Origin of the sequence: Terrimonas alba, from assembly GCF_042434975.1 — a bacterium.
Classification (GTDB): domain Bacteria; phylum Bacteroidota; class Bacteroidia; order Chitinophagales; family Chitinophagaceae; genus Terrimonas_B; species Terrimonas_B alba.
In genome coordinates, this window is the sequence record NZ_JBHMQM010000001.1 from 658,046 (window position 1) to 683,035 (window position 24,990).

Annotated in this window: 18 protein-coding genes; 9 read left to right on the forward strand and 9 right to left on the reverse strand. The window is 41.4% G+C overall.

What is annotated here, in order from left to right; all coding sequences use genetic code 11:
• Positions 1 to 36: 36 nt before the first annotated feature.
• Positions 37 to 984 carry a ribose-phosphate diphosphokinase gene (locus ACFEL9_RS02650; protein ID WP_385885888.1) on the reverse strand — a complete coding sequence of 316 codons (948 nt, stop codon included), beginning with the start codon at positions 982 to 984 and terminating at the stop codon, positions 37 to 39.
• Between the two features lie 82 nt (positions 985 to 1,066).
• Positions 1,067 to 1,285, reverse strand: a complete 219-nt coding sequence (locus ACFEL9_RS02655) for a hypothetical protein (protein WP_385885890.1) — start codon at positions 1,283 to 1,285, stop codon at positions 1,067 to 1,069.
• A gap of 107 nt (positions 1,286 to 1,392) precedes the next feature.
• On the opposite strand from ACFEL9_RS02655, the gene radC reads away from it, so the two are divergent.
• Together radC and ACFEL9_RS02665 are read left to right on the forward strand one after the other, a co-directional pair.
• A complete protein-coding gene (gene radC / locus ACFEL9_RS02660; RefSeq protein ID WP_385885892.1) occupies positions 1,393 to 2,085 on the forward strand; it encodes a RadC family protein in 693 nt (230 codons plus the stop codon).
• 67 nt (positions 2,086 to 2,152) lie between these two features.
• Complete coding sequence (locus ACFEL9_RS02665; protein ID WP_385885894.1) at positions 2,153 to 2,515, forward strand: four helix bundle protein; 363 nt, start codon at positions 2,153 to 2,155, stop codon at positions 2,513 to 2,515.
• Between the two features lie 46 nt (positions 2,516 to 2,561).
• On the opposite strand, the gene ACFEL9_RS02670 is transcribed toward ACFEL9_RS02665, so the two are convergent.
• The 7 genes from ACFEL9_RS02670 to ACFEL9_RS02700 all read right to left on the reverse strand — a co-directional run bounded on the left by ACFEL9_RS02670 (position 2,562) and on the right by ACFEL9_RS02700 (position 15,789).
• The gene (locus ACFEL9_RS02670) at positions 2,562 to 2,873 is read right to left on the reverse strand and encodes a DUF3467 domain-containing protein (protein ID WP_385885896.1); all 312 of its coding nucleotides are present in this window, start codon (positions 2,871 to 2,873) and stop codon (positions 2,562 to 2,564) included.
• An 84-nt stretch (positions 2,874 to 2,957) separates the two neighbouring features.
• The gene (locus ACFEL9_RS02675) at positions 2,958 to 4,406 is read right to left on the reverse strand and encodes a SusD/RagB family nutrient-binding outer membrane lipoprotein (protein ID WP_385885897.1); all 1,449 of its coding nucleotides are present in this window, start codon (positions 4,404 to 4,406) and stop codon (positions 2,958 to 2,960) included.
• A 29-nt stretch (positions 4,407 to 4,435) separates the two neighbouring features.
• The gene (locus ACFEL9_RS02680; protein ID WP_385885899.1) at positions 4,436 to 7,636 is read right to left on the reverse strand and encodes a SusC/RagA family TonB-linked outer membrane protein; all 3,201 of its coding nucleotides are present in this window, start codon (positions 7,634 to 7,636) and stop codon (positions 4,436 to 4,438) included.
• 331 nt (positions 7,637 to 7,967) lie between these two features.
• The gene (locus tag ACFEL9_RS02685; protein ID WP_385885901.1) at positions 7,968 to 9,392 is read right to left on the reverse strand and encodes a SusD/RagB family nutrient-binding outer membrane lipoprotein; all 1,425 of its coding nucleotides are present in this window, start codon (positions 9,390 to 9,392) and stop codon (positions 7,968 to 7,970) included.
• A 10-nt stretch (positions 9,393 to 9,402) separates the two neighbouring features.
• Entirely contained in the window at positions 9,403 to 12,633 is a 3,231-nt protein-coding gene (locus ACFEL9_RS02690; RefSeq protein WP_385885903.1) for a SusC/RagA family TonB-linked outer membrane protein, read from the reverse strand.
• A gap of 289 nt (positions 12,634 to 12,922) precedes the next feature.
• Positions 12,923 to 14,962: a ComEA family DNA-binding protein gene (locus tag ACFEL9_RS02695; protein WP_385885904.1), complete on the reverse strand. Its 2,040-nt coding sequence runs from the start codon at positions 14,960 to 14,962 to the stop codon at positions 12,923 to 12,925.
• Positions 14,959 to 15,789 (reverse strand): hypothetical protein, encoded by an 831-nt coding sequence (locus ACFEL9_RS02700; RefSeq protein WP_385885906.1) that lies wholly within the window; start codon positions 15,787 to 15,789, stop codon positions 14,959 to 14,961. The genes ACFEL9_RS02695 and ACFEL9_RS02700 overlap by 4 nt, the downstream gene beginning before the upstream one ends.
• Before the next feature lie 126 nt (positions 15,790 to 15,915).
• On the opposite strand from ACFEL9_RS02700, the gene folD reads away from it, so the two are divergent.
• The 7 genes from folD to ACFEL9_RS02735 all read left to right on the forward strand — a co-directional run bounded on the left by folD (position 15,916) and on the right by ACFEL9_RS02735 (position 24,947).
• Entirely contained in the window at positions 15,916 to 16,791 is an 876-nt protein-coding gene (gene folD / locus ACFEL9_RS02705) for a bifunctional methylenetetrahydrofolate dehydrogenase/methenyltetrahydrofolate cyclohydrolase FolD (RefSeq protein WP_385885908.1), read from the forward strand.
• A gap of 5 nt (positions 16,792 to 16,796) precedes the next feature.
• A complete protein-coding gene (locus tag ACFEL9_RS02710) occupies positions 16,797 to 17,429 on the forward strand; it encodes a 7-carboxy-7-deazaguanine synthase QueE (RefSeq protein ID WP_385885910.1) in 633 nt (210 codons plus the stop codon).
• Positions 17,430 to 17,524: 95 nt separating this feature from the next.
• Positions 17,525 to 19,438: an OmpA family protein gene (locus tag ACFEL9_RS02715; RefSeq protein WP_385885912.1), complete on the forward strand. Its 1,914-nt coding sequence runs from the start codon at positions 17,525 to 17,527 to the stop codon at positions 19,436 to 19,438.
• Between the two features lie 77 nt (positions 19,439 to 19,515).
• Positions 19,516 to 20,619, forward strand: a complete 1,104-nt coding sequence (gene dprA, locus ACFEL9_RS02720) for a DNA-processing protein DprA (RefSeq protein WP_385885914.1) — start codon at positions 19,516 to 19,518, stop codon at positions 20,617 to 20,619.
• 81 nt (positions 20,620 to 20,700) lie between these two features.
• Positions 20,701 to 22,737, forward strand: coding sequence for a T9SS type B sorting domain-containing protein (locus ACFEL9_RS02725; protein ID WP_385885916.1), 2,037 nt, complete (start codon positions 20,701 to 20,703; stop codon positions 22,735 to 22,737).
• A 167-nt stretch (positions 22,738 to 22,904) separates the two neighbouring features.
• Positions 22,905 to 24,401, forward strand: a complete 1,497-nt coding sequence (guaB, locus tag ACFEL9_RS02730) for an IMP dehydrogenase (protein WP_385885918.1) — start codon at positions 22,905 to 22,907, stop codon at positions 24,399 to 24,401.
• Between the two features lie 27 nt (positions 24,402 to 24,428).
• Positions 24,429 to 24,947, forward strand: coding sequence for a 5' nucleotidase, NT5C type (locus tag ACFEL9_RS02735; RefSeq protein WP_385885919.1), 519 nt, complete (start codon positions 24,429 to 24,431; stop codon positions 24,945 to 24,947).
• The last annotated feature ends 43 nt before the right edge of the window (positions 24,948 to 24,990 follow it).

Sequence of the window (24,990 nt, forward strand, 5' to 3'; positions counted from 1 at the left end):
ATGTTTGTTTATTTGTTTGCTATGTTTTCTGCCAATTTATTTATCCCGCCTTTGCGAATGGATAAAGAGACTGGTGATGCTTTTATTTTCAAAAGCGTTCCGGATGGCTACAGCAAATAGTTCTGCCACCGATATGATTTTAATTTTCGAGCTATGATTTTTCAATGGTATAGTGTCACAAACAATCAACTCCTCTAATACACTATTTTCAATGTTTTCATAAGCTTTGCCACTCAGTACCGGGTGAGTAATTAAAGCCCGCACTGTTCTGGCACCTTTTTCTTTTAAAAGAGCTGCGCTTTTTGCCAAGGTTCCTCCGGTGTCGCAGATATCGTCAATGATGACAATATCCTTGCCGGTTACATCCCCTATCACCACCATGCTTGCTATCTCGTTAGCCCTCTTACGATGTTTATCGCAAATGACCATTTCTGCATTAAAGTAGTTGGCAATCTCCCTTACCCGATTGGTAGAACCCACGTCAGGGGCGGCAAAGGTAAGGTTTTCCATCTTCAGATTCTCTATATAAGGAATAAAAACTGCATGGCTATCCAGGTGATCAACAGGAATATCGAAATAACCCTGGATCTGCGGCGCATGCAGGTCCATGGTAATGATCCTGTCTGCACCCGCAGCAACCAACATGTTGGCTATCAGCTTACTTCCGATTGCCACACGAGGTTTGTCCTTTCTATCCTGGCGGGCATAGCCGTAATAAGGTAAAACAGCAATGACCTTATAAGCCGATGCACGACGGGCAGCGTCGATCATCAATAACAATTCAAGAATATTGTCGGATGGGGAATTGGTGCTTTGTACTAAAAAAACAAAATCACCGCGGATACTTTCGGTGAAAGTTGGACACATTTCACCATCGCTAAAGTGTTGAATATTAATTTTTCCCGGCTTTGTTCCATATCTTTTGCAAATCTCCTGGGTCAATAATTCAGAGCTGGTTCCGGAGAAAATTTTCGCAGATTGCATGAATTTAAAAATGTGCGGCGAAGATATTACTATCATCGCAATCACCACACCTGCGGGCTTAAAAAATCATGCTCCGGGAAGGTTAACGTACTACTGCTGCAGTAGAAACCTGTACCGGAAAATTCTTTTGCTTAGCTGGCTGCTCAGTCTTCACCACAGGCTCATCCGCAAAGTCAGAATTAAAGCTATAAAACAACGAAGAACAAATGAAGATGGAGAAAAATAATACTACCACATACATTACTGCAAAGAAAAGAATGGGGTGTAAAGCGCCAATTGTGGAAGATCTTTTAGTTCTCATAATTGCAGGATTTAGATTTTTCAGTAAAAATTGGATTTTAGCTTTTCAGGATAGCAGTACCACTATTGTTGTATTGCAGTAATAAAAATATTAGTTAAACTTGTTTTATGCAAGAGAATAAACACTCTATTAAGCAATGGGCAAAAGACGATAGACCCAGGGAAAAATTACTATCCCGGGGTGCGGAAAACCTCAGCAACTCGGAGTTGCTCGCTATTCTTATACACAATGGATCGAAAAATAAGACCGCAGTTGATCTTGGTAAAGAGATTCTAAAACTCGGAAGAGATAACCTGGTAGAATTGGGCAAACTCTCAGTAAAGGATCTGATGAAAATTAAAGGGATCGGCGAAGCCAAGGCAATCACCATTGCTGCAGCCCTTGAGCTTGGAAGAAGACGCCAGTCAAGCGTATCGCTAGAAAAAGCGATCGTGACCAGCAGCACAGATATCGCCAATTACCTACAAACAGCTTTAAAAGATTATCGCCACGAAGTTTTTGCTGTCATCTTCTTAAACCGGTCAAACAAGGTCAATCACTTCCAGATTGTCAGCGAAGGTGGCATCACGGGCACGGTAGCGGATCCCAGGATAATATTAAAAAAAGCATTGGAACAAAATGCTGTCAGTATCATTCTTTGTCACAATCATCCTTCCGGCAGCTTGAGACCCAGTCGTGCTGATGAGGAGTTAACTACCAAAATAAAAGAAGCAGCTAAATTTTTAGATATCCGGGTACTTGATCATATCATCGTGAGTGACGATGGATATTATAGTTTTGCGGATGAAGGGTTACTTTAAGACGGGAGTCGGAAGTTCGGAGTCGGGAGCTAAGGCAAAAGTGTTCAATAACATCATAAAACAACTTATGGGACATTATAAAGATTTATTAGCTTATCAAAAAGGGTATGATATTGCTATGAAAATTTTTATTCTATCAAAAAAATTTCCCTCTGAAGAAAAATACTCACTTGCCGATCAGATAAGAAGGTCATCCCGGTCTGTATGCACAAACCTTGTAGAGGCTTTCAGAAGAAAGAGGTACAAGGACTATTTTATTAGTAAGTTAAATGACTCAGAAACAGAAAATGCGGAGACAGAAGTCTGGCTTGATTTTGCCAAAGACTGCTCTTATTTAAATGAAGTGGAATATCATGAATTGACTACATTAAATACAGAGGTTGGAAAATTGATTTGGTATATGATTAATAACCCCGAAAAATTTATTTGAAAAATACATCCCGGCTCCGAACTCCAGACTCAACTCCCCATACTCCCTAAGCCTGGGCTGTAGGCCCGCCAAAGTTCATTGGTAATTGTATTTCCTCCAGGTCCTTGATCGCACCATTAGCAGCTTCATACTTGCTAATGTTCTCAGTAATGGCTTTCATCAGTCTTTTTGCATGCTGGGGTGTGAGGATAATTCTTGATTTGACCTTACTCTTTGGTGTGCCGGGCATCACATTCACGAAGTCGATGACAAACTCCGCATGCGAATGGGTAATGATAGCAAGGTTTGCATAAGAACCTTCTGCCACTTCTTCGGAAATTTCTATATTGAGTTGATTGGGTTGGGGTTGGTCTGGCATAAAATTGATTGTTGGTAAAGATAAAATAAGAATGGCACAATACTTTGATTGTGCCATTCTTTTAAAACTTATAAAGAAACCTGATTAATTATCCCACCAAATTTTGGTATAATTATCATCTGCGCCTTGTGCAGCTACAGCAGCCGTGTAGCTTTCCTTATTCTGAGTTTGCTCAGAAACAGGATAGCCTTGTCTTACAGGTATTCCACGAGTATCGGCAGCGTCAGGAGCAGCTGTTAGAACAGGGAACCCAGTACGTCTCCAGTCGTTCCACGCTGCATAACCGTTCAGGTAGTTATGCACCCATTTTTCAGTAATAATTTGCTGAACCCCAGTCGCTGGAGTATAAACAACATTGGCTAAATATGCAGCAAAGTCAGTAGCATCATATACACCATTCATTTCCCATGATGCCTTAATAGCATCAGCATATTTAACTGCTGCAACAGCATCTCCACCGGGCAAATAGCCAATCTTATTAGCCTCTGCTTCCATAAACAACACCTGTGCGTAATTGAATACACGGGCAGGAGCAGTTTTTGTTCTAAATGCATCACCAATACGACTATAGGCATTAGGGATATTTTTTGCAGTTGAGCTGCCATAGAGCAGACCTTTATAAGGCTCTGCACCTGCTAACTCTTCAGCATACACGGCAATCCTGTTATCTCCCTTAGGCACCATGTAGTCAGTCAAAGTTTTGCTAATGGCATAGTCATTACGATTACTAACTGTGTAGTTACTATACCATGGATTCAAATAATTTGGATCATCAATGTAATGCCATTCAATATTCTCATCATTACTTTCAATCACCCCACCGCTTGCAGCTAATGCAGCATTAAACTCTGTTTTTCCCTTTGCCGGATCCTTTACAGATAAACGGAGCGCCATATCCATACGCATCGTATTTGCAAATTTCTTCCACATCAGCATATCACCACCAAGGAGCAAGTCACCCTGTACACCAAAGCCATTTTCATCTATCTCATTCACTGAACGGGCTAAAACAGCAAAAAGTGAATCGTAGATTATTTTTTGACTAGTATACGTTGGCGCCAGGTTTTCAACTCCTTTCAATGCATCTATATAAGGGATATCACCCCACCTGTCTGTCATCGTGAGGAAAAAATAAGATTTTAATATGTTCGCCACTGCTTTCTGATTCGCCGGAGCACCATTTGATGGGTCGGCCTCAGGAGCACCCGCGTCAACGAATTTAACAATGCGATCCAAGTCATAAAGCGGACCGACATAAGTTGCATCCCAGTTAAAGTTTTTAGTAGTATATAATGAGCCTCCCGGATAAGGACCTTCAGCCAGATATTGTACATACAGGTTCCCTGTAGTATTACCAAAAACTGTCGTATGAACATTTTGTAAAGCACTTGTAAGCAAAAACCTGGTCTTAAGAGCCGTAGGACTCGGTTGTCTGGTATCAACATTCAGATCATCAAATGTTTTCTTGCATGATACTAAAGATGACACCATTAAAGCCCCAACTAAAACACGATTTATTTTTTTTGATATCATAGTTGTAACTATTTAAATGTTGTTTTTAATTAAAATGTCAGTTTTAAACTAAAGCCTACCTGACGGGTTTGGCTCAACTGACCTCCCTCATTCCACGTATCTTCCAACTCTGATGGATCAATTCCAAAATCCTTAGACTCAGCATAGATCAACCATGGGTTGCTAACAAAAAAGCTCAAATTAGCACCTTTAGCATATATCTTACTAGCAAGATTTTGAGGAGCTGTAAAGCCTAACCTGATTTCTCTCATTTTTACATAAGTAGCATCATACAGGAAGTTAGAAATGTCTCTTTGTGCATTGGTGTAGTAGTAACGGCGGGCGGGTACATAAACGATACGCTCGTTTCCATTACCATCACTACCAACAACTTTAACACCACCACCCAGGGAAGGGAAACTCCTGATATCATTTCCTTTATCGTTGATACCAACTGTTTCAGCAGCTAAGCCTGTACCAGTATTAAACATTTTTGTTGTAGAGAAAAATAAGCCACCTTTTTGATAATCAATAGAGAAAGAAAGATCCAAAAACTTATAACGGAAGCTGTTAACCATACCACCCGTAAAGTCGGGAAGAATGTTACCAACTACATTGCCAGTTGTAAATGTGGGAACCCCATTCGTGCCAATAATGGGCAACCCATTTTTGGGATCGATATTCCATTTGCGACCAATCAACACACCCCATTCCTGGCCAACACGATGTTCTACCCTTGTATCACCCCAGGTAGTACCATATAAATAGGTTTGGAGACCTCTTGCCAATTCCATTAGCTTATTACTGCTTTTGGAAACGTTGAATGAGGCATCCCACGCAAAATCTCTACCCTTAGCCAACGTGGAAGTTAACACCAATTCCCAACCTTTATTTACAATCTTGCCGGCATTCACCTGCACCGCACTGAAACCGCTTGCACCAGGAACGCTCACGTCAAGAATCTGATCCTTATTAATATTGTGATAGTAAGAGAAATCAATACCGAATTTATTGAAGAATTTCAATTCAGTACCTACTTCATAAGATGTTTGAAGAGCCGGGCTGACATCACCGGGTCTAAGCGTATTACCATAAGTTACAGATGGGGTTCCTGCAAACGGAGCACCGGCAGATAATGCTGTATTAACTTTATTAAATTCAATATCAGAACCTACCTGTGCTATACCACCCCTGATTTTACCAAAGCTCAACCAGTTACCAACAGATGATGATTTAAGCAAATCGCTGAAAACAAAACTAAGAGCTCCTGAAGGATATACATATACATTTTCTGATTCAGGAAGTGTTGAAGATTGGTCACGGCGGATAGTGGCATCCAAAAACAAAAAATTCTTGTATCCTACTGTACCCCGGGCATAATGGCTCCATACCTGCGTACGTTCCAGGTAGTTAGAATAAGTCGCTTTATCTTTTGATGCATTAATATTAAAATAATTCGGTACGGTCAATCCACCATTTGTATTCATGCTCAAACCTTCATCCCGGTTTTTACGGATATTCATACCCACCATTCCATCAACACTGAAATCACCAAACTTATTTTTATACAGCAGGTTGGTTTCGTAGTTCATTTCACTGTTCTGGTATTGGCTAAGTCCATAATAATCCTGCTCTAATCCTCCGGTACCCTTCCGGCTATCGGAGTTTCCAACGTTTGAATAGCGCCTTACATAAGCATTCCATTTCAACCCTTTGATCAGTTCTACGTTAATTCCAATATTTGCTGAAAGGCGTTGTCTTTTAGCAGTTTGGTAACTATTAGCTGCTACGAACCAAGGGTTGTCCCAATATTGAGGAGTAGTTATCTCTGTCAGGTCACCCGACCCATTTGGATCACCAATATTCCATGAATTAACACGTCCGTCAGGGGCGTAATAATTATTTTTCATGTCTTTTATATCCAATTGACGCTGAAACCATTGATTCATTCCTTGTAGGATATTCAGACCATCATTTCTGTATGTCTCAAATGGTTGACCTACACGATCATCATATGAAAACTGAATATCGGATGAAAAACTAATTTTTTTACTTAAATCATAAGAGCCGTTCAAACCAACCTGATGCAGCATTCTCTTTGTATTCTGCTGAACAAGAGTGCGGTCCTGATTATTATAAGATAGTCTAACATTATAGTTAGTACCATTGCTGGCTAATGCCACAGAATTACTAATAGTACGCCCTGTTTTGAAGAAATCCTTGATGTTATTGGGGTGAGCTGTTATAGCCTCAGTTTTTCCGAAACGTGGCTCACCTGCGTACCAGCTATACCAAGGGCGATATTGCGTAGTACCATCGATTTTTGGTCCCCAACTTTCATCAGCACCATATTCCAAGATATTTTGACCATCCCATGCAGCCCATTCTGCAGGGTGAATGGTTGGATCGTATACAAATTTGTACCAGCCCGCATTATCCATATAACCGCCTCCATAAGGAGCATTAGCGGCAGAGCTATAACCACCGGCGTACTCATTCTGATATTTTGGTATCATCGAAATATTCTCAAAACTTACACCGGTTTTAACTTCAACAGAAGTACCCTGACCTCTTTTCCCTTTTTTAGAAGTCAGCATGATAACACCGGCGGTTGCTCTCTGACCATAAAGGGCCGTAGCAGCGCCGCCCTTCAGTACCGATACATCTTCGATGTTATCCATATTAATGGTTTCCTGGCCTACAATATTTCCATCAAGAACGAATAATGGATTTGCCAGCCCCAAACCTTTCGGACCACGGATAACGACAGTAGCGTTATCAAAAGAAGAAGAGGGGGAACCATACAATTTAACACCTGCTACTTTACCGGCTAATGCGGAACTTACGTCAACACCATTTGAAAAAGTCAGGTTCTCGCCTGAAACTGATTGCTGGGCAAAACCAAGTGCTTTCTTTTCCCTTTTTACACCAAGGGCAGTAACGACTACTTCATCCAGTACACCTGTTTTTTGCATTGTGATTGCTACAGAATTACCTGATCCGACTGTAGCCTGAGTTGAAGAAACACCAGTGGCAGTAACAACTAATACGTCACCGGTAGCAGCATTGATTTTGTAAAACCCATTTTCATCAGCAACGACACCTTTAGAAGTGCCTTTAATAAGAATTGATGCAAAAGGAATGGGAACTCCTTTATCATCCGTGATTTGGCCGGTAATTACCCGGCTCTGTCCAAACGCTATTGCCGCAAAAAGCAATAGCATCCCAAGCAGTGATGCGAGTTTTCTCATGTTAATTGATTGTTGTTTAGTTTTTTAAAACAGTGAAATTCAATGGAAAATAATGTGATTCCGAAATTGAATCGTTAGAAGAGACATCTTAACCATGAATTTTGCTGCGCCAAAATAACCTTTTTTTTAACAAATCATTACCGCCATTAATAAAAAAATAACTTTTTGATTCAGATTAAAATAGTATCAGTCTTTATATAATCTACAATTCTAATATTACCTGGCATACTATTTTTTCCACAAACCGTATTAAGAGTGTAGTTGAGATATTGGGAAATAAAAACGGCTGTTTTTAAAACAGCCGTTAAAAAAACTAAGCAATTTGTCCTAGCTAAAATTTATCAAACCATAGTTTTGTTTCTTTTTCATCCCCGCCAATTGCATCAGCCGCAGCTTTGTAATTTGTGGTATTTACATTTTGCTCATTTACGGGATAGGGGTAACGTACAGGGATGACCTGGGGATCGGCATCAGCAGCAGGCAGCAGTTGCGGATAATCGAGCCGTCTCCATTCAATCCAGGCTTCAAAACCACGATTATAAAGGGCTATCCATTTTTGCACGCCGATGCTTTCTTTCCAGTTGGCGGGATTAAATATAACTGTGGGTTGTGCCAGGTAGGCGGTTGCCTGGGCCTCTGTACCACCCCAGTCAAGTATTGAAGCAGTAATAGCATTGTTATAATGGGTAACTGCGGTTCCTCCAACTGCAAACCCTCTTTGAATTGCTTCTGCCAACAAGAATTCAACTTCTGCGTAATCCAATAGTGTAGCGGGAAAATCTGGTGCTACAATAGCTTCGTCGGGTTTTGAAAAAGCTGAATAGCTACCTGCCACTCCCGGGTCAAGACCTGAATAAACACCAGATCCGTCCACGGTGAAATATAAAGGAATCCGGGGATCACTCCTGTCTTTCATTTCTTCGACGATAGTAGTGGCAGCGACAAAATCCTGACGCCCGCTTTGAACCAGGTCCACCCAGATCGGATTGGTATTGGGCGGGGCTCCCTGGTATGCAAATTTTGCGTTATCGTCATTTGAAGTAAATACACCCGATGTAACTGCTGACTCAACAACTGTTTTTGCTTTGGCCGCATCCACATCGGCAATGGTCATCCCCATTTTTAATTTCAGGGAATTCCCGAATTTTTTCCATAAAGCAACATCCCCTCCGTATATAATATCCGCTGAGCCGAAACTTTCGCCGGCTACATCCAGGTTGCCAACAGCAGCATCCAGTCTTGTCAACAAGTCGCTATAAGCTGTTGCTGCATCATCATAAACAGGGAATGGATTGTCTATATCCAGGGCCTGGCTGTAAGGAATATTTCCATAAGTAGTAACGAGGTAATAAAAAGCATATATCTGCATAATTTCGGTGATCGCCAATTGATTTTTCTGAAGCGTGGCATCAGGAACATCCGATGGTATTAAGTTTTTTGCTTCCTGGAAGTCACGCAATGCATCCCGGAACAAGGCGTTCCAAACTGCATCATTAATCTCCCTCGTAGCAAGGTCATAATTACTTTCATCAGTATAGGTGGTCTCTTGCCAATACTGTGTAATCAATCTGAATATGTTTAAATTAACATTTGACGAGGTCATTGTATTTGCGAATGCCCTTTGTGCATTGGTAAAAAATGCATAAGAGGGAGAAGTAGATGGATTTTTTGGATCGACATTCAAACTTGTCAGTTCCTTGGTGCAACCCGCTGCCATCAAAAAAATAACAGCAAGGTAGATGAGTATTTTTTTCATGGTCATTTTTTTAAAAATTCAGCTTTAAGTTTAGCGTAAAGGTTCTTATGGTTGGATAAGATCCACTTTGGTACCCTTGTAAATTGCCGGCACTTAAGTTATCTTCAGGGTCCGCATATGGAAGATCTTTATCAATGATCCAGAGATTTCTTCCGATCAAAGACACATCAATACCCTTAAACGGTTTGAGTTTTGATATTAAATCTTTTGGCAGCGAATAATTAATTGTTGCCTCCCGGAGTTTCACATAGCCTGCATCATAAACGAAAGCTTTTGCCGGCATCCTTCTTGGTCCATAACCGCCATAGGTTCCATAATTAGTATTACTAACACGGATATCATTGGGCTTGCCATCTTCTTTCACTCCGGGCAGGATAACACCTCCTCCATCTGCAAGAGGACTGCGTGAAGGATTACCTAAGTCATTTAAACCAGCCGTTTCGGGATAAAGTCCTGAGCCCATTCCGTAATACAAATCAAGAGAGAATACATCTCCGCCTTTTTTCATGTCGATTAGAAAACTCAATGACAAGTTTTTATAGCGAAGTGAATTGTTAATACCTCCTACCCAATCCGGGTTTGGATCTCCAATCACTTCATTGGAAGTAAGCGACTTCACATAACGTCCGTTTGCTCCCACCGTTTTTTGTCCATTTGTATAAACAAAATTTTCTCCACGAATTGTTCCAAAAGCTTCGTTAAGCGTAGCATTCAGCGATATACCACCCTGGAAATCCGCCAACACCAGGTTATCTGCTCCTTCAAAAAGCTCAGTCACTTTGTTTCTGTTCCTCGCCCAGTTAATATTTACATTCCAGGAAAAGTCTTTTGTTGAAACAGGCGATCCGTTCAAGGATACTTCTATCCCCTTATTTTCAATCGTTCCTGCGTTCAGGAATTTTGAGTTATAGCCTGTAGCTGTGGATACCACTACAGCGGTTAACAAGTCAACAGTTTCTGCGTTGTAATAGCTAACGTCAAACCCAACACGATTATTGATAAAAGCCATCTCTAAACCAGCTTCATAGCTATTTGTTCGCTCAGGCACCAGGGCTGCATTGTTTTTTGTTCCCACTACTGAAGACTGAGGGTTGCCGCTAAAAGGTGGTATAAATGCGTATACATCATGAACGGAATACACGGGAGCATCGTTACCTACCTCTGCGTAATTAGCCCGAAGCTTGCCATAGGAAAGCCACTTTGCTGCAGGCAGCAATTTTGAAAATACAAAGCCGATGGAGCCTGATGGATAGTAGTAGACATTATTCCCTTTAGGCAAAGTGGATGAAGCATCCCTTCTTATGGTTCCATCTAACGTGATCATGTCACGCCAGGTAAAAGTAGCGCCGGCAAATACGCCCTGCACTTCTCTCCTTAAGTCAAATTCTTCAGGGGCGTTCGGTGTATTTAATGAATTGGTTAAACTGTACACTTTTGGCACAATCAGTCCACCATTGGTTTCCACCCTGATTGTTGAGGTATGTTCTTTTCTGAGGGCAGCACCCAGCACCCCTTTGATGTTAATATCTGTTGTAATATCCTTGTCTACATTCGCCAACAAATTGTATAGTGCTTCTCTCACCGAACGGTTAAACCTTATATAGCCTGACGGAGCGTCAAGCCTGCTATCAGTAACACTTCCTACAGCCACCCTTTCTTCCTGTATTTCATCATACGCATCTAATGATGCTCTACCGGAAATAGCTAACCAATCGGTTATTTTATAATTGGCATTTACATTTCCAAAATACCGGTTTCGATCATCAGTTGGATAGTTTTCGTTTAGTGTAAAATAAACATTGTTCCAATATATCGGTGTAAGATTACCAGGATCCGACCAGTTCCAGGTTATATTTTTTCTTTCCCTGAAGTAGGCTGCTTTTTGTTCTTTTATGTCGACATTGGTTTGCCACCATTGGCGGAAACTCATCATCTGGTTTACACTTGATTCATAACCGGTACCATACCTGCCCTTTCCTTTGATATTTGAGAAATTTATAGTGGCGCCGGCGGTAAGTTTATCTGTGACTTTATAGGTGCCTCCTAAGTTTATAAGGTTTTTACTGATCTTGCTAAGAGGGATAATTCCCTGGTCGTCGTTTCGGGTGTAACCCAGCTTAAAAGTTCCTTTATCGGAAGCTCCATCTATAAAAATACTCTGGTTGGATGAAAAAGATTTTTCAAAAAACTCAACAGGATCATTGGCTGCTGCTACCCAGGGTCTTTGTTTTCCAAAATTAACAGAGGATGGATCAAAGGCATCCCATTGATATACCATTAAGTTGGGATCAAACCTCCCACCATAAGAGGCGTCTTCGCTTAACGGTGCCACAAGGTCTTCCGTACCATCACCGTCAATATCCCTGAATAAAAACTGGTGAGTAGGATCTTCATAAAACAGGCCATATCCTCCACCATATTCTTTCTGGTATTTTGGAAAAGTTTTTTTATCAACGGCACCTACGGAGAAACCAGAATTAACGGTAATACCCAATCCTCTTACTGCTTTTTTAGTGGTTATCAAAATTACGCCATTGGCACCCTGTGATCCATACAAGGCGCTGGCTGCGGCCCCTTTTAAAACAGTAATTGATTCTATGTCATCAGGATTAATATCCGCGGCGGCGCTACCAAAATCGTAGCCTCCCCTACCTGTACGCTGATTCCGGGTGTTTGTGATGGCATTATTGAAAGGAACACCATCGACTACGAATAAAGCCTGGCTGCTTTGCGTAATAGATTTGGTTCCCCTGATAACAACATTCGTAGATCCTCCCAGCGTATTGTTTTGCTTTACATCCAACCCTGCCACTTTACCGGAAAGATTTTGTACAAAGTTGTTTGTTCGGGTTTTTGATACCTCATCGCCCCTTATTTGCTGGGCGGCAAAGGGAACCTGGTTCCTGGTCCTCCTTAAACCCAATGCTGTTACTACTACTTCCTGTAAACTTCCCTGTGGTTGTAATGTAACCGTTAGCGTAGTAGAAGTTCCCAATTTTACCTCCTGTTCGGCAAAACTGGCAGAACTTACCAGGAGTGATTCACCCGGCTTAACGTCTATTGAAAAATTACCGTTGACATCTGCGGCCACGCCGGTATTGGTTCCTTTAACGGTAATGTTGGCAAATGGGACGGGGTCACCCTTACTATCCTTTACCTGCCCCGTAACTGTTCGTGTTTGAGCAAATGCCAATGCATTAAATAGCATCAACACTGCTATCAGCGATGCAATTTTTCTCATGTGAACTAAATTTTAGGTTTACAACAATTTTAAAAACTCTCATAGGTTACGGAGAGCGTAGTCGTGTGTACGGGTTGTTGTAATTCCAAGTGATGAGAAAGGCCAGTACTAAATAATATAATACCTTTTAATATGCTAATTGAAGGTGGACAATTAGGTCAGCGGAAAGCCGGTTATTGAATGATAAGACCGCTAATTAGACAGGAGCGAAACTGGGATTGCTGCATCAGAAATTGACGCATTTTTAACATCTGCCCAAAATTGCAGTTTCTAAAGCCTTTAAAATGAATTAAAACAGATACCTGGCCTGCACCTTAATTTCAGTTTTTCTGTTGCCGGAAATCTCATCCAGACCGGTTCCAATAGATTCTTTGTCAGGATAAATAGTTTGGGCGAAACGGAGCCAAAAGGATAGCTTTTTGGTCAGGTCATGGCTTAAGGCCAGGTAGTACCTGTAACCTTTGTCGTAAAAAACAGGAATAGAATAGCTATACAAAACATCATTTTCATAAGCGTATAATCTTGCGTTATAACTATCTGTTTCAAAGTATTGCAACCGAATTATTCCTGAAAAAGGTTTCATCATGGGCCTGTAAATAGCATCCAGGAATGTCAGAAACCCTCTTTCTTTCCCGCTTTTCTGATTGTACCAGATCACTTCAACCCTGCTCCTAAGTGCAAATGACGGGTTTAGCTTAAAACTCATTTGCGTTCGCCAATTCTTCTTCGGTATACTGACCAGGAAATTGGTTACAGTACTATTATCTGGTTGATTCAATTGGCGGGTTTCATTTCTAAATCTCGAATAGATTTCCAACTGTTTATTGGGCGTGTAAGTTATTTGCGCTAAAAAATCTTTTCCGGAACTAGATGCATCTACCAAATATTTAAGCCAGGGAAATTTATACAGGTCGGCGTAAGCATCCAGGCGCCAGGCCGAAGACGGCCGGATAGTAATGCCCATATATAATCCATTTTCATTTGTCGGATAAACATTTTCTGTAAATGCGTTAGCATTCACAGCCTGGTAGTCTTTTGCAATAAGCCTATGTACCAAAGAAAGATCAACCCGTGAATCAACGCTTATCAACGCCCCGTTCAAAAAAGCTTTATGAAAGTTTTTATCGACGGCCGCTTCCCCGAAAAAATGAATGTTGTGCCAGGTGTAACTATAATCGATACTTACGTTACTCCAGTTGTCGCCATTAATTGCATACAAATTGTACGGCTCATCTCTTTTTTGCAGAGGCAGAGAAAATTGATAACGAACAGCATTGACGCCAATATGCCAGCGATTACCAATATATTTTAAGTTACCCCCAAAGGAAGTTTGCCGTACGCTGTTTTTATCCGCCACTTCCGCCTCGGTCCGGTGATATCCTGACATTTGAAAAGACGAAATATAATTGCCAAAACCGACCGTGTCGTTAACAAAGTTGGCACTTAACTTTCGCATGGAAGCAAATACTGTTGCTTCGACATTATTTTTTCGAATGGTAACGCCGGCGCCACGTTGAAAATTAAATTCACCCGCCGAACTATAGGGTCGTAAAACAGCCGATTGCCGTTTCACGCCCATTACATCCACACTTTTTTTGAAAGCGAGGCTTTGCCATTGAATTAATCCTTGTCCCATATTAACGGTAAAATCTCCCAGCGCTAATGACTGTATAATTCCAATTTTTCGGGCAAATAAATGAATGGAATAAAAATCAAATCCTTTGTTTTGGGAACCTCTGAAAAATTGTTCACCAGCATCCTTATCACCGACAATACCATACTGCAAAAGATTTTTATAGTTGTAGCGATATCGAACGAATAGCCGGCTACGATCACCCTGGTATTTTGTTCCGGTGCCAGCTTCATCAAAGCCTTTTGCTTTCTCCATTGTTTGTGAATAGCGGAAAAGAAAACTATTTTTTCCATTTTTGAAGCGATCCTTAACATCATCCTTAAAGGGCACAATGGATGTCACCGTGACAAAAGGCAATAATTTCCGGATAGTATTTATATCCCAGGTGGGGATGGCTTGTAATTCATAAATATTCACGAACCTTCCAAATACTCTTCTATAGGAGAGCAGATTGTCGATTTGCAGATCCGTTAAAATTCTTAAATCTCTTAAGTCAATCATCCCCGCATCATTCAGGTTGAGCGGGTTTTTTCTAAAATGTTCCAATTGTTGCAGATAAGAATCATCTTCTGGTTCAGTTTGTTCGGCATCAGCCAGGTTTTCTAATTGTTGTTCGGCAGAAGGCGGAATATCCTGGGCAAGGCAAGTGAAAAGTGAAAAGTGAAAAGCAACCAGTATGACACAAACCTTTTTCAATTTTCATTCTTTTTAAAATTGAATAACAGTAATAAACCGGGAGAAATTCCCAATTGAGGATGATAAGCAGTTGTAACATCCACCCGAAATAGTTTCCATGATAATCCGACTCCCATCCACGCAGCAGATGTTGCCGTCGAAGCTCCTAATCTCGCTAGTAACTGCGGTATGAATTTATATTGCACTCCGGCATTGACATTGACAGGCTGGTCTTCTTCTTTTTCAATAGCTGCACTGAAAAAAAACTTATCAGATGCATCATAGCCGAAGCCAATGGTGTAAACCGACGCCAGTTTCTCCTGTTGATCCTTGCCGAACTTCCCACCAACAGGATTGTTGATATGAATGCCGGCATTCAGTCTTTCTGAGACATGCAGTATTGTTCCTATTTCAAAACTTATAGCTGAAGCATTGCCATAACCGGCGATGTTCAAGCCGTTATAATTAAACTGGGCGCCAATATCAATTTTACTTCCTAACTGCCTGGCATATGCTAAGCCAACTTGTGATTCATTATAGACAGTTGATCCAAAGTAGCTTGCTTTCACGCCAAAATTGCCCGATACAGTTGGCAAACCGGCCGCAGCGACATAATTACTCAATTCATTTAACAAAAATCTTTTTTCACCATATACTCCTGCCGCTCCCGATTTTAGTTGGGCTAGTGAAGCCTGGTTGGCTGTAAAAGAGAAAACATCATGATTATTTTGACTATAAGCGCCCAATCCAACATAGCTCGCAGCAACCGGACGCCGCAATGTTTGACTATTGCTCTTAAGTATGATAAACAACGAGAACAGGAACAGGCAGGTGGATGGAATTTTCATCTGTAAGATTTGGTATTAGAAAAATACTAAATCAAAATAATCCAAACAATCCTCAGGCATAATTTAAAGCCGGTGTTTATTTGAGTGAATTAAGGTTCGGACTGAAACTTTGTGTAGGTTTGCGCCATGCAAATTTTAGACGGGAAAAAAGCCGCCCAGGCCATAAAAAATGATCTCAAAATTGATGTCGCTCAACGGGCAAATGAAGGGAAAAAAGTCCCCCACCTTGCCGCAATTTTAGTAGGAAATAATGGCGCCAGTGAAACCTATGTAGCCGCCAAAGTGAAAGCCTGTGAAGAAACTGGTTTTAAATCAACTCTCATTCGGTTTGAAGACGGTATTTCTGAAAACAAACTGTTGGAAAAAATTGAAGAATTGAACTCAGACCCGGATATTGATGGCATATTGGTGCAACTTCCTTTACCAAAACATATTTCCGATGAAAATGTGATTAATGCAATCAATCCCGATAAGGACGTCGATGGTTTTCACCCGGCAAATGTTGGAAAAATGGTGCAGGGCTTGGCGTCATTTATACCTGCAACGCCCTATGGCATCATGCTGTTGCTGGACTACTACAAAATTCACACAAAGGGGAAACATGCTATTGTGATAGGCCGTAGCAACATCGTGGGGAGACCCATGAGTATTTTATTAAGTGGTAACAGCAATCCAGGAAATTGTACAGTTACAATTTGTCACTCTCAAACAAAAAATCTGCAGGAACTTTGCCTGCAAGGCGACATTATTGTAGCTGCGTTGGGAAGACCCGAATTTGTAAAAGCTGATATGGTGAAGGATGGTGCTGTCGTAATTGATGTGGGAATAACCCGGGTAGAAGACAGTTCCCGGAAGAGCGGGTTTAAGCTGAAAGGTGATGTGGACTATGAGGCAGTAGCACCCAAGTGCTCGTGGATTACTCCTGTACCCGGAGGTGTTGGTCCCATGACAATAGCGGCATTGATGAAGAATACCTACCAGTCCTGTATACGTAAGAACTAGTGCAAATGATGGAAGTGGTGGATAATATTAAAACAAAGACCCTATCGTTACCGGTAATGGAGCATTTCTATACCCTGCAGGGTGAGGGATATTACCAGGGCAGGGCAGCCTATTTTATCCGGCTGGGTGGATGTGATGTAGGTTGCGTATGGTGTGATGTAAAAGAAAGCTGGGATGCGGATAAGCATCCGGTTATTGAAATCGATTTTCTTATAAAGGAAATAAAAAAGACACCCGCACAAATAGTGGTAATAACAGGCGGGGAGCCGTTGTTGCATAACCTGGACGCATTAACCAGCGAATTAAAAAATGCAGGATTACAAACGAATATAGAAACCTCGGGGTCATCGCCATTGAGTGGAAAATGGGATTGGATCTGTTTATCTCCGAAAAAATTTAAGGGACCGTTATCCGAAGTCATAAATGTCGCCAGCGAATTGAAAATCATTGTCTATAACAAATCCGACTTTGCGTGGGCCGAAAAATATGCAGCAATAGTACCGGCTGCCTGTAAACTATACCTGCAACCCGAATGGACCAAAGCCGATCAAATGACTCCATTGATTGTCGATTACATTAAGGCGCATCCCCAATGGGAACTAAGTTTGCAGATACACAAGTATATTAATGTGCCGTAATATAGCCACAATCAAACGTCCCGCTGCAGCAACACTATTGATTCTCAATCCAATAATAATTGAGTAGATTCGTTATTCCTTTGAAGAATTCGACTATGCAAAAACTGATCACATTTATCTTCATCTCCTTTTTGTTTTTCACAGCGTCAGCTCAATACAATCCTGATAAAGTAAATAAAAAAGCCATTGTCCTTTATAACCAGGCGATGCAAAGAGCCCAGGATGGCAACCTGACCCATGCAGCAGGATTATTGTTACAATGCATAGAAATAGATAATAAATACCTGGATGCCTATTTATCCCTGGCAGGCGTATATGGCCAGCTAAGAAATTATAAAGCTAGTGTTGAATATTACGAGAAAGCCTTCCCCCAGGATACGAACTATACTATCGAATATAAACTCCCTTACTCTATTAATCTTGCGGGCCTCGGTGAATTTGAAAAGGCATTAAATGCCATCAACGAGTTATTAGAAAAAGATCCACCCAAAAATTCTACTTCCTTAAAAGCGGCAGAATACCGGAAGCGTTGCTTTCAATTTGCAGTTGACTATGCACGAAAAAATGCAAATAAAAACTATGTATTTGCTCCGCAAAATATGGGTACCTCTATTAATACTTCGGAATCCGAGTATTTTCCTTCGATGACCATTGATGGTAAAGAATTTGTTTTTACCAGGAGGCTGAATGGAGCCAATGAAGATTTTTTTACCAGTAAAAAGGATAGCGCCGACTGGCAAAAAGCGAAATCAATGGAAGGAAATGTCAACACAGGTCAGAATGAAGGCGCACAAAATATTTCGCAGGATGGACAATGGCTGGTGTTTACCGGTTGCAATCGCCCTGATGGTTTTGGCAGTTGCGATATCTATATTTCTTATCTCGAAAAAGGAGGTTGGAGCGAAGCGATCAACCTGGGTGGCTGGCTAAATTCCGATCAATGGGAATCACAACCCTGCTTATCCCCTGACAAACGTGATCTTTATTTTGCCAGTCGCAGGCAGGGCGGATTTGGCGGTAGCGATATTTATGTTTCGCATTTACAAGCCGATGGAAAATGGGGTGAACCCGAAAACCTGGGTGAAGGGATCAACACAAGCGGCGACGAACAATGTCCCTTCATGCATGCTGATAACCAAACTTTGTACTTCACTTCTAACTATTGGCCCGGCTATGGCGATGATGATCTTTTTTATGTACGGAAAGGACCAGGCGGTGACTGGAGCAAACCTATAAACCTTGGTTATCCCATTAATACTATCAGTCGTGAGGGAACATTGTTTATTGACGCCAATGGAAAAACTGCTTATTATGCCAGCGACCGGAACGACAGCAAAGGTGGCCTTGATATTTACAGTTTTGAATTGCGTGAAGATGTTCGTCCCCATAAAACGCTTTGGGTAAAGGGCAATGTCTTCGACAAAAAAACGACAAAAGGTTTGCCTTCGACAGTTGAACTGATTGATATCGCTACTAAACAGACCATTTCGAAAGTGCAAACAGATGAACAGGGAAATTATCTTGTTACCTTACCCGTAGGAAAAGATTATGCTTTTAACGTTAACCGGAAAGGTTATTTGTTTTACTCAGACAATTTCTTTTTAAGTCAACGACCGGTTGACTCCATTTATCAAAAAAATATTCCTCTTCAGCCAATTGAAGTAAATGCGTCAGTTGTGTTAAACAATATTTTCTTTGATGTAAACAAATTTGATCTTAAACCAGAATCCCAGGCTGAGCTGGACAAGATCATACAATTAATGAACGATAATCCAACACTAAAAATCCAGATTTCGGGGCATACTGATAATGTTGGAAAACCGGCTGAGAATATCACACTATCAAACAACCGGGCCAAAACAGTGGTCGCTTACCTCATTAACAAACGAATCAGCCCTCAGCGACTTACTTTCAAAGGTTTTGGAGAATCACAGCCAGTGGCTGATAATAAAACGGAAGAAGGAAGAGCAAAGAACAGGCGAACAGAAATGAAAGTAGTGGCTCAGTAATTTTTCAAATCAAAAGCAATTGTTTTGATTAATGATTATTGTCGCAAAAAATTATATTTGATGCAGACAATAACATTATGGCTGAATTGCTTTTCCAACTTGCATTAACACTTGTTCCAAATATCGGACCTGTACAGGCCAAGATCCTGTTGCAGCATTTTGATGTGCAGGAAATTTTCAAAGCAAAAAAATCCCAGTTAGAGAAACTGGAAGGTATCGGCTCCGTCAGAGCCGAATCCATCAAATCATTTGCTGATTTTTCGAAGGCGGAAGAAGAAATAGCTTTTATTGAAAAATACAAGATCAAAGCACTTTTTATTGCTGACAAAGGTTACCCGGAAAGATTGTTGAATTGTTACGACTCTCCCACTCTTTTATTCTATAAGGGCGAAGCCGATCTAAATCATAAAAAAATTATTTCCATTATCGGCACAAGAAACCATACTGATTATGGAAAGCAAATAACAGAAACATTAATCGAAGAATTGATCGAACAGGATGTGATGGTCATTAGTGGCCTTGCTTATGGCATTGATGCGATTGCGCATAAGGCAGCACTAAAAAATAATCTCCGAACCATCGGTGTGCTGGCGCATGGTTTAGACCAGGTTTATCCATTGCAACATACCGGTCTTGCGAAGGAAATGATTAAAGCTGGCGGCGGTTTGCTGACTGAATTCAGAAGTAAAACCAAACCTGACAAGCATAATTTTCCTACCCGCAATCGTATTGTAGCCGGGCTTAGTGATGCAACAATTGTAATTGAAACCGGGGCAAAAGGCGGAAGTATGATAACGGCTGAATTGGCGAATAATTATAACAAAGATGTGTTTGCATTTCCCGGCAAAGTAACCGATGCAAAGAGTGCTGGCTGTAACTATCTTATCAAAAATAACAAAGCTATCCTGCTTACCGATGCGCTGGAACTGATTGAATTGATGGGCTGGGATGAAGTATCATCCCGGTCTGCAAAGCCCAAAAAACAGAAGGAACTATTTATTGAGCTGAACGATGATGAAAAAGTAATCATTGGCATTTTGCGGGAAAAAGAACAAGTTCATATTGATGAAATAAACCTGAAAAGCGGCTTGAGCAGCAGTTCGGTCGCTGCCGCCATCCTCAATCTTGAATTGCAAAACGTGGTACTGTCTTTACCAGGCAAAGTGTATCAGATTGCCTGAAAGTTTTTCTGGAGGCAACGTAATTAGCTGTTTTATTGTCAATACATAAGCCCGATTTTTACTATTTTACGCCTCTCAATTATGCCAGTGAAGCCAGGACATGTACTGCTTACAATCATTATCCTTTGTCTCTATGGATCTACCGCCTTAGGACAAGATTGTACTACCCTGGGACAAACTCCCAAAACCGCTTTCCCGGTCTGCGGTACCACGACTTTTGAACAGAATAATGTGCCTATCTGCAGCACGGCCAGTTTATTTGTTCCGGGTTGCTCGGGAAGCGGAGGTGCCAATTATGCAAATAAAAATCCGTTCTGGTATAAATTTACTTGTTATGCATCCGGCACTTTGGGCTTTATCATAACTCCGAAAGACCTGGCAGACGACTACGACTGGCAACTTTATGATGTAACTGGTCTGGACCCTGACGAAGTTTTTAGCAATCAAACCATAATTGTTAGCGGTAACTGGGCTGGCAATCCCGGTACAACAGGTACTTCAACAAACGGCAGCGCCACCATTCAATGTGCATCATCTTATACAGGCAATGAACCGAGATTTGCCAAAATGCCAAACCTCATTGCGGGACATGAATATATTTTATTGGTAAGCCACTTTACAGATTCACAAAGTGGTTATTCATTATCATTTGGCGGTGGCACTGCGGTTATAACAGATCCCACAGAACCCCACTTACAAAAGGCAACACCTTCTTGTGATGGTAGCAAGATCGTTCTTAAGTTAAACAAAAAAATGCGCTGTAATAGCCTCACCGCTTCTGGCAGTGAATTCAGTATTGTACCTGCCGTGACCACGGTGGTTTCTGCTGTTGCAGCCAACTGTTCATCATCATTTGACTTTGATGAAATAACACTCACCCTGGCTGGGCCGCTCACCACCGGCGACTATAAACTCGTTATCAATGACGGGCCTGATGATAATACTCTCCTTGACAACTGTGAAAGAGCAATTCCTGTTGCCGAACCAACACCGTTTAGTTTTTTCATCCCACAACCGATCCCCATTGACAGCGTTGGTGCTGCAGGTTGTGCACCGAATTCCATCAAATTGCATTTCAGCAAAAAAATTGATTGCAGCACAATTGCAGCTGATGGAACAAACTTTTCAATAACCGGCCCAACCCCAGTCAATATTACTGGTGCTATGGGCAATAATTGCACAGACGGATTAAGTGATATTATCATCGTCACATTTGATCAACCCATTTACACACAAGGATCATATACAGTAATACCGAAACTAAGTGTTAATGGAGGCGCTGTAAGAGATGAATGCGGCAAGATCATTCAGCCACTTCCGGTTTCATTCACCACAGCTGATACAGTATCCGCTGCATTTACCTATATCAATGAAATGGGATGCAGGAAGGATACACTGACATTTTCACATGATGGCGCACATGGGGTAACAAAATGGAATTGGTTATTTAATGGCACCGAAACCGCCACTAGCCGTTCGCACAGTTTAATTTTTCCGGCTACCAGTACAAACACCATCCAACTGATTGTTACAAATAATATTTGCAGCGATACTTCTGCTATTACACTCACTTTAGACAATGAAGTGACAGCTAACTTTCAGATGCCTGACATCATTTGTCCTGAAGATCCGTTGATCATGGAAAATACAAGCACGGGGCTTATTGATACCTGGAGATGGAATTTTGGTCTGTTAAGAACAAGTAATTTGCAAACACCCGATCCATATTATTTTCCCAATACCAATATTGAAACTACATATATAATTAAACTAGTTGCATCCAATACCCCGATAGGATGCAGTGACAGTATCAGTAAACCGATCAGGGTACTTAACAATTGCTTCATAGCCGTTCCCACTGCCTTCACACCAAACGGTGATGGTTTGAATGACTTTCTTTATCCTACCAATGCCATCAAAGCAGATAATCTGCAGTTCAAAGTTTATAACCGGTGGGGACAATTGGTATTTTCTTCACGAAACTGGCAGGAAAAATGGAACGGAAAGATCGGAGGCCTGCTACAGGCTACCGGCGTATATGTTTGGTTTTTGGAATATACTCATCGCGACACGGGGAAAAAAGTTTTTCAGAAAGGAACAACAACACTCATCAGGTAAGGTGAGTAGTGTAATGCATTTACTATCTATTTCCAATTATTGATTGTAATTAATTTTCGGGAAGAAAAACGCTCCAATTGACTTTTGCTCATGGGATTTACAACCTCACAATTCAGTGCTTACTACAAAAATTTGGCATGTAATCGGCCACTGCCCTATCTTTGCACATGGCAACAAGAATTTCCCCCGCTCAGAAGAGCAAATCCCCTAAATTTTTTGGTGAAGGTCTAACGTTCGATGATGTATTGTTGATGCCCGGCTATAGCCAGGTACTACCCCGTGATGTAGAAATAAAAACCCGTCTGACAAAAGAGATCTCGTTAAATGTTCCTCTCTTATCCGCAGCAATGGATACAGTAACAGAGGCTTCCCTGGCTACTGCATTGGCCCGTGAAGGAGGTCTTGGAATTTTGCATAAAAACATGAGCATCGAGAAGCAGGCAGGCCAGGTGAGAAAAGTAAAGCGAAGCGAAAGTGGTTTGATATTGGATCCAATCACCTTACTGGAGAACGCAACGATCGGCGATGCCCTGAAGCTGATGCGTGAAAATAAAATCGGCGGTATCCCCATTATTGATGCAACAGGCAAACTCACGGGTATCTTAACCAACCGGGATCTGCGTTTTGAAACAGATGCGAAGATGAAGGTAAGCGAGGTAATGACCTCAGAAAATTTGATCACCGCTCCCGAAGGAACTGACCTGAAAAAAGCTGAAAAAATATTACGCCAATATAAAATTGAAAAGCTGCCTGTTGTTGATAAAACAGGAAAGCTCATTGGTCTTATTACCTATCGTGACATACTGCAACTTTATAGCTTTCCCAATGCATTAAAGGATCAGTTTGGAAGGTTGCTGGTTGGCGCCGGTGTAGGTATCACTAAAGACTTTTTAGATCGTGTGGCTGCATTACAGCAAGTGGGTGCTGACATCATCGCATTGGATAGTGCACACGGGCACAGTAAAGGGGTAATCGATGCATTAAAAATGGTAAAAAAGAATTTTAAAAAAATAAATGTAATAGCTGGAAATGTGGGAACTGCTGCCGGTGCAAAAGCATTAGCTGATGCTGGTGCAGATGCGGTGAAAGTTGGTATTGGACCCGGCTCAATTTGTACCACGCGGATCGTTGCCGGCGCAGGTGTGCCGCAGTTGACGGCTATCATGGAAGCACATTCTGTGCTCAAACAAAAAAACATTCCATTGATTGCAGACGGTGGTATTCGCTATACAGGTGATATGGTAAAAGCCCTGGCAGCAGGGGCCGATTGTATAATGATGGGAAGTATTTTTGCCGGTACGGAAGAAAGTCCGGGTGAAACAATTATCTACGAAGGAAGAAAATTCAAAGAATACCGTGGCATGGGTTCATTGGGCGCTATGGCAACCGGTAGCAGCGATCGTTACTTCCAGGATCCTGAAGATGATGTAAAAAAATTCGTACCGGAAGGTATAGAAGGACGTGTGGCTTATAAAGGAACGCTGAAGGAAGTAGTATATCAGTATGTAGGTGGTCTTCGGGCCGGTATGGGTTATTGCGGTGCTAATAGCATTACCGATTTAAAGAATGCAACCTTTGTAAAGATCACCAACGCCGGTATGCGTGAAAGTCATGCACACGATATAGAAATTACAAAAGAAGCTCCCAACTACAGCAGGAAATAAGTTTAAAGTTTAAAAGTTCACAAGTTCATGCAAAGAATAGCGGTCGACATGGATGGTGTTTTATCCGACACTGTTGAGCAATTTATCACATGGGAAGAAAGAGAAAGCGGCATCAGGAAGACGGTAGAAGAAATAATGGGTATTCCCGAACTCGCCGCTTTCCCCAATTCAAAAAAGCACCTGCATACCAGGGATTTTTTCCGTACCGCTTTAGTAATTAAAGACAGCCAGAATGTATTGACGCGGCTGAATGAAAAGTATGAAGTTTTTATAGTATCGGCTGCGACTGAATTTCCATTGAGCCTCACTGAAAAACAAGCCTGGTTAAATGAGCACTTTCCCTTTATCACCTGGCAGCAAATGGTTTTCTGCGGATCAAAAGAAATTGTGAAAGCTGATATAATGATCGATGATCATTTTAAGAATCTTGATTTTTTCAAAGGCCACACCAGCATACTATTTACACAGCCGCACAATGCACATGCAGACAATGGACGTCACAGACGGGTGTATAGCTGGCAGGAAATAGCGCAAATGTTATTATAAAGGCATAAGCCTTTGATTTATTTGCACTGCAAGTCACAAAAAC

Bases quoted from the DNA above. Each gene is read 5' to 3' on its own strand.
- ACFEL9_RS02655 (WP_385885890.1), bottom strand. From the start codon at position 1,285: ATGAGAACTAAAAGATCTTCCACAATTGGCGCTTTACACCCCATTCTT.
- ACFEL9_RS02680 (WP_385885899.1), bottom strand. From the start codon at position 7,636: ATGAGAAAACTCGCATCACTGCTTGGGATGCTATTGCTTTTTGCGGCA.
- ACFEL9_RS02685 (WP_385885901.1), bottom strand. From the start codon at position 9,392: ATGAAAAAAATACTCATCTACCTTGCTGTTATTTTTTTGATGGCAGCG.
- ACFEL9_RS02715 (WP_385885912.1), top strand. From the start codon at position 17,525: ATGCAAAAACTGATCACATTTATCTTCATCTCCTTTTTGTTTTTCACA.
- guaB (WP_385885918.1), top strand. From the start codon at position 22,905: ATGGCAACAAGAATTTCCCCCGCTCAGAAGAGCAAATCCCCTAAATTT.
- ACFEL9_RS02650 (WP_385885888.1), bottom strand. From the start codon at position 984: ATGCAATCTGCGAAAATTTTCTCCGGAACCAGCTCTGAATTATTGACC.
- ACFEL9_RS02690 (WP_385885903.1), bottom strand. From the start codon at position 12,633: ATGAGAAAAATTGCATCGCTGATAGCAGTGTTGATGCTATTTAATGCA.
- ACFEL9_RS02700 (WP_385885906.1), bottom strand. From the start codon at position 15,789: ATGAAAATTCCATCCACCTGCCTGTTCCTGTTCTCGTTGTTTATCATA.
- ACFEL9_RS02725 (WP_385885916.1), top strand. From the start codon at position 20,701: ATGCCAGTGAAGCCAGGACATGTACTGCTTACAATCATTATCCTTTGT.
- ACFEL9_RS02670 (WP_385885896.1), bottom strand. From the start codon at position 2,873: ATGCCAGACCAACCCCAACCCAATCAACTCAATATAGAAATTTCCGAA.
- ACFEL9_RS02710 (WP_385885910.1), top strand. From the start codon at position 16,797: ATGATGGAAGTGGTGGATAATATTAAAACAAAGACCCTATCGTTACCG.
- ACFEL9_RS02675 (WP_385885897.1), bottom strand. From the start codon at position 4,406: ATGATATCAAAAAAAATAAATCGTGTTTTAGTTGGGGCTTTAATGGTG.
- radC (WP_385885892.1), top strand. From the start codon at position 1,393: ATGCAAGAGAATAAACACTCTATTAAGCAATGGGCAAAAGACGATAGA.
- ACFEL9_RS02735 (WP_385885919.1), top strand. From the start codon at position 24,429: ATGCAAAGAATAGCGGTCGACATGGATGGTGTTTTATCCGACACTGTT.
- folD (WP_385885908.1), top strand. From the start codon at position 15,916: ATGCAAATTTTAGACGGGAAAAAAGCCGCCCAGGCCATAAAAAATGAT.
- ACFEL9_RS02665 (WP_385885894.1), top strand. From the start codon at position 2,153: ATGGGACATTATAAAGATTTATTAGCTTATCAAAAAGGGTATGATATT.
- dprA (WP_385885914.1), top strand. From the start codon at position 19,516: ATGGCTGAATTGCTTTTCCAACTTGCATTAACACTTGTTCCAAATATC.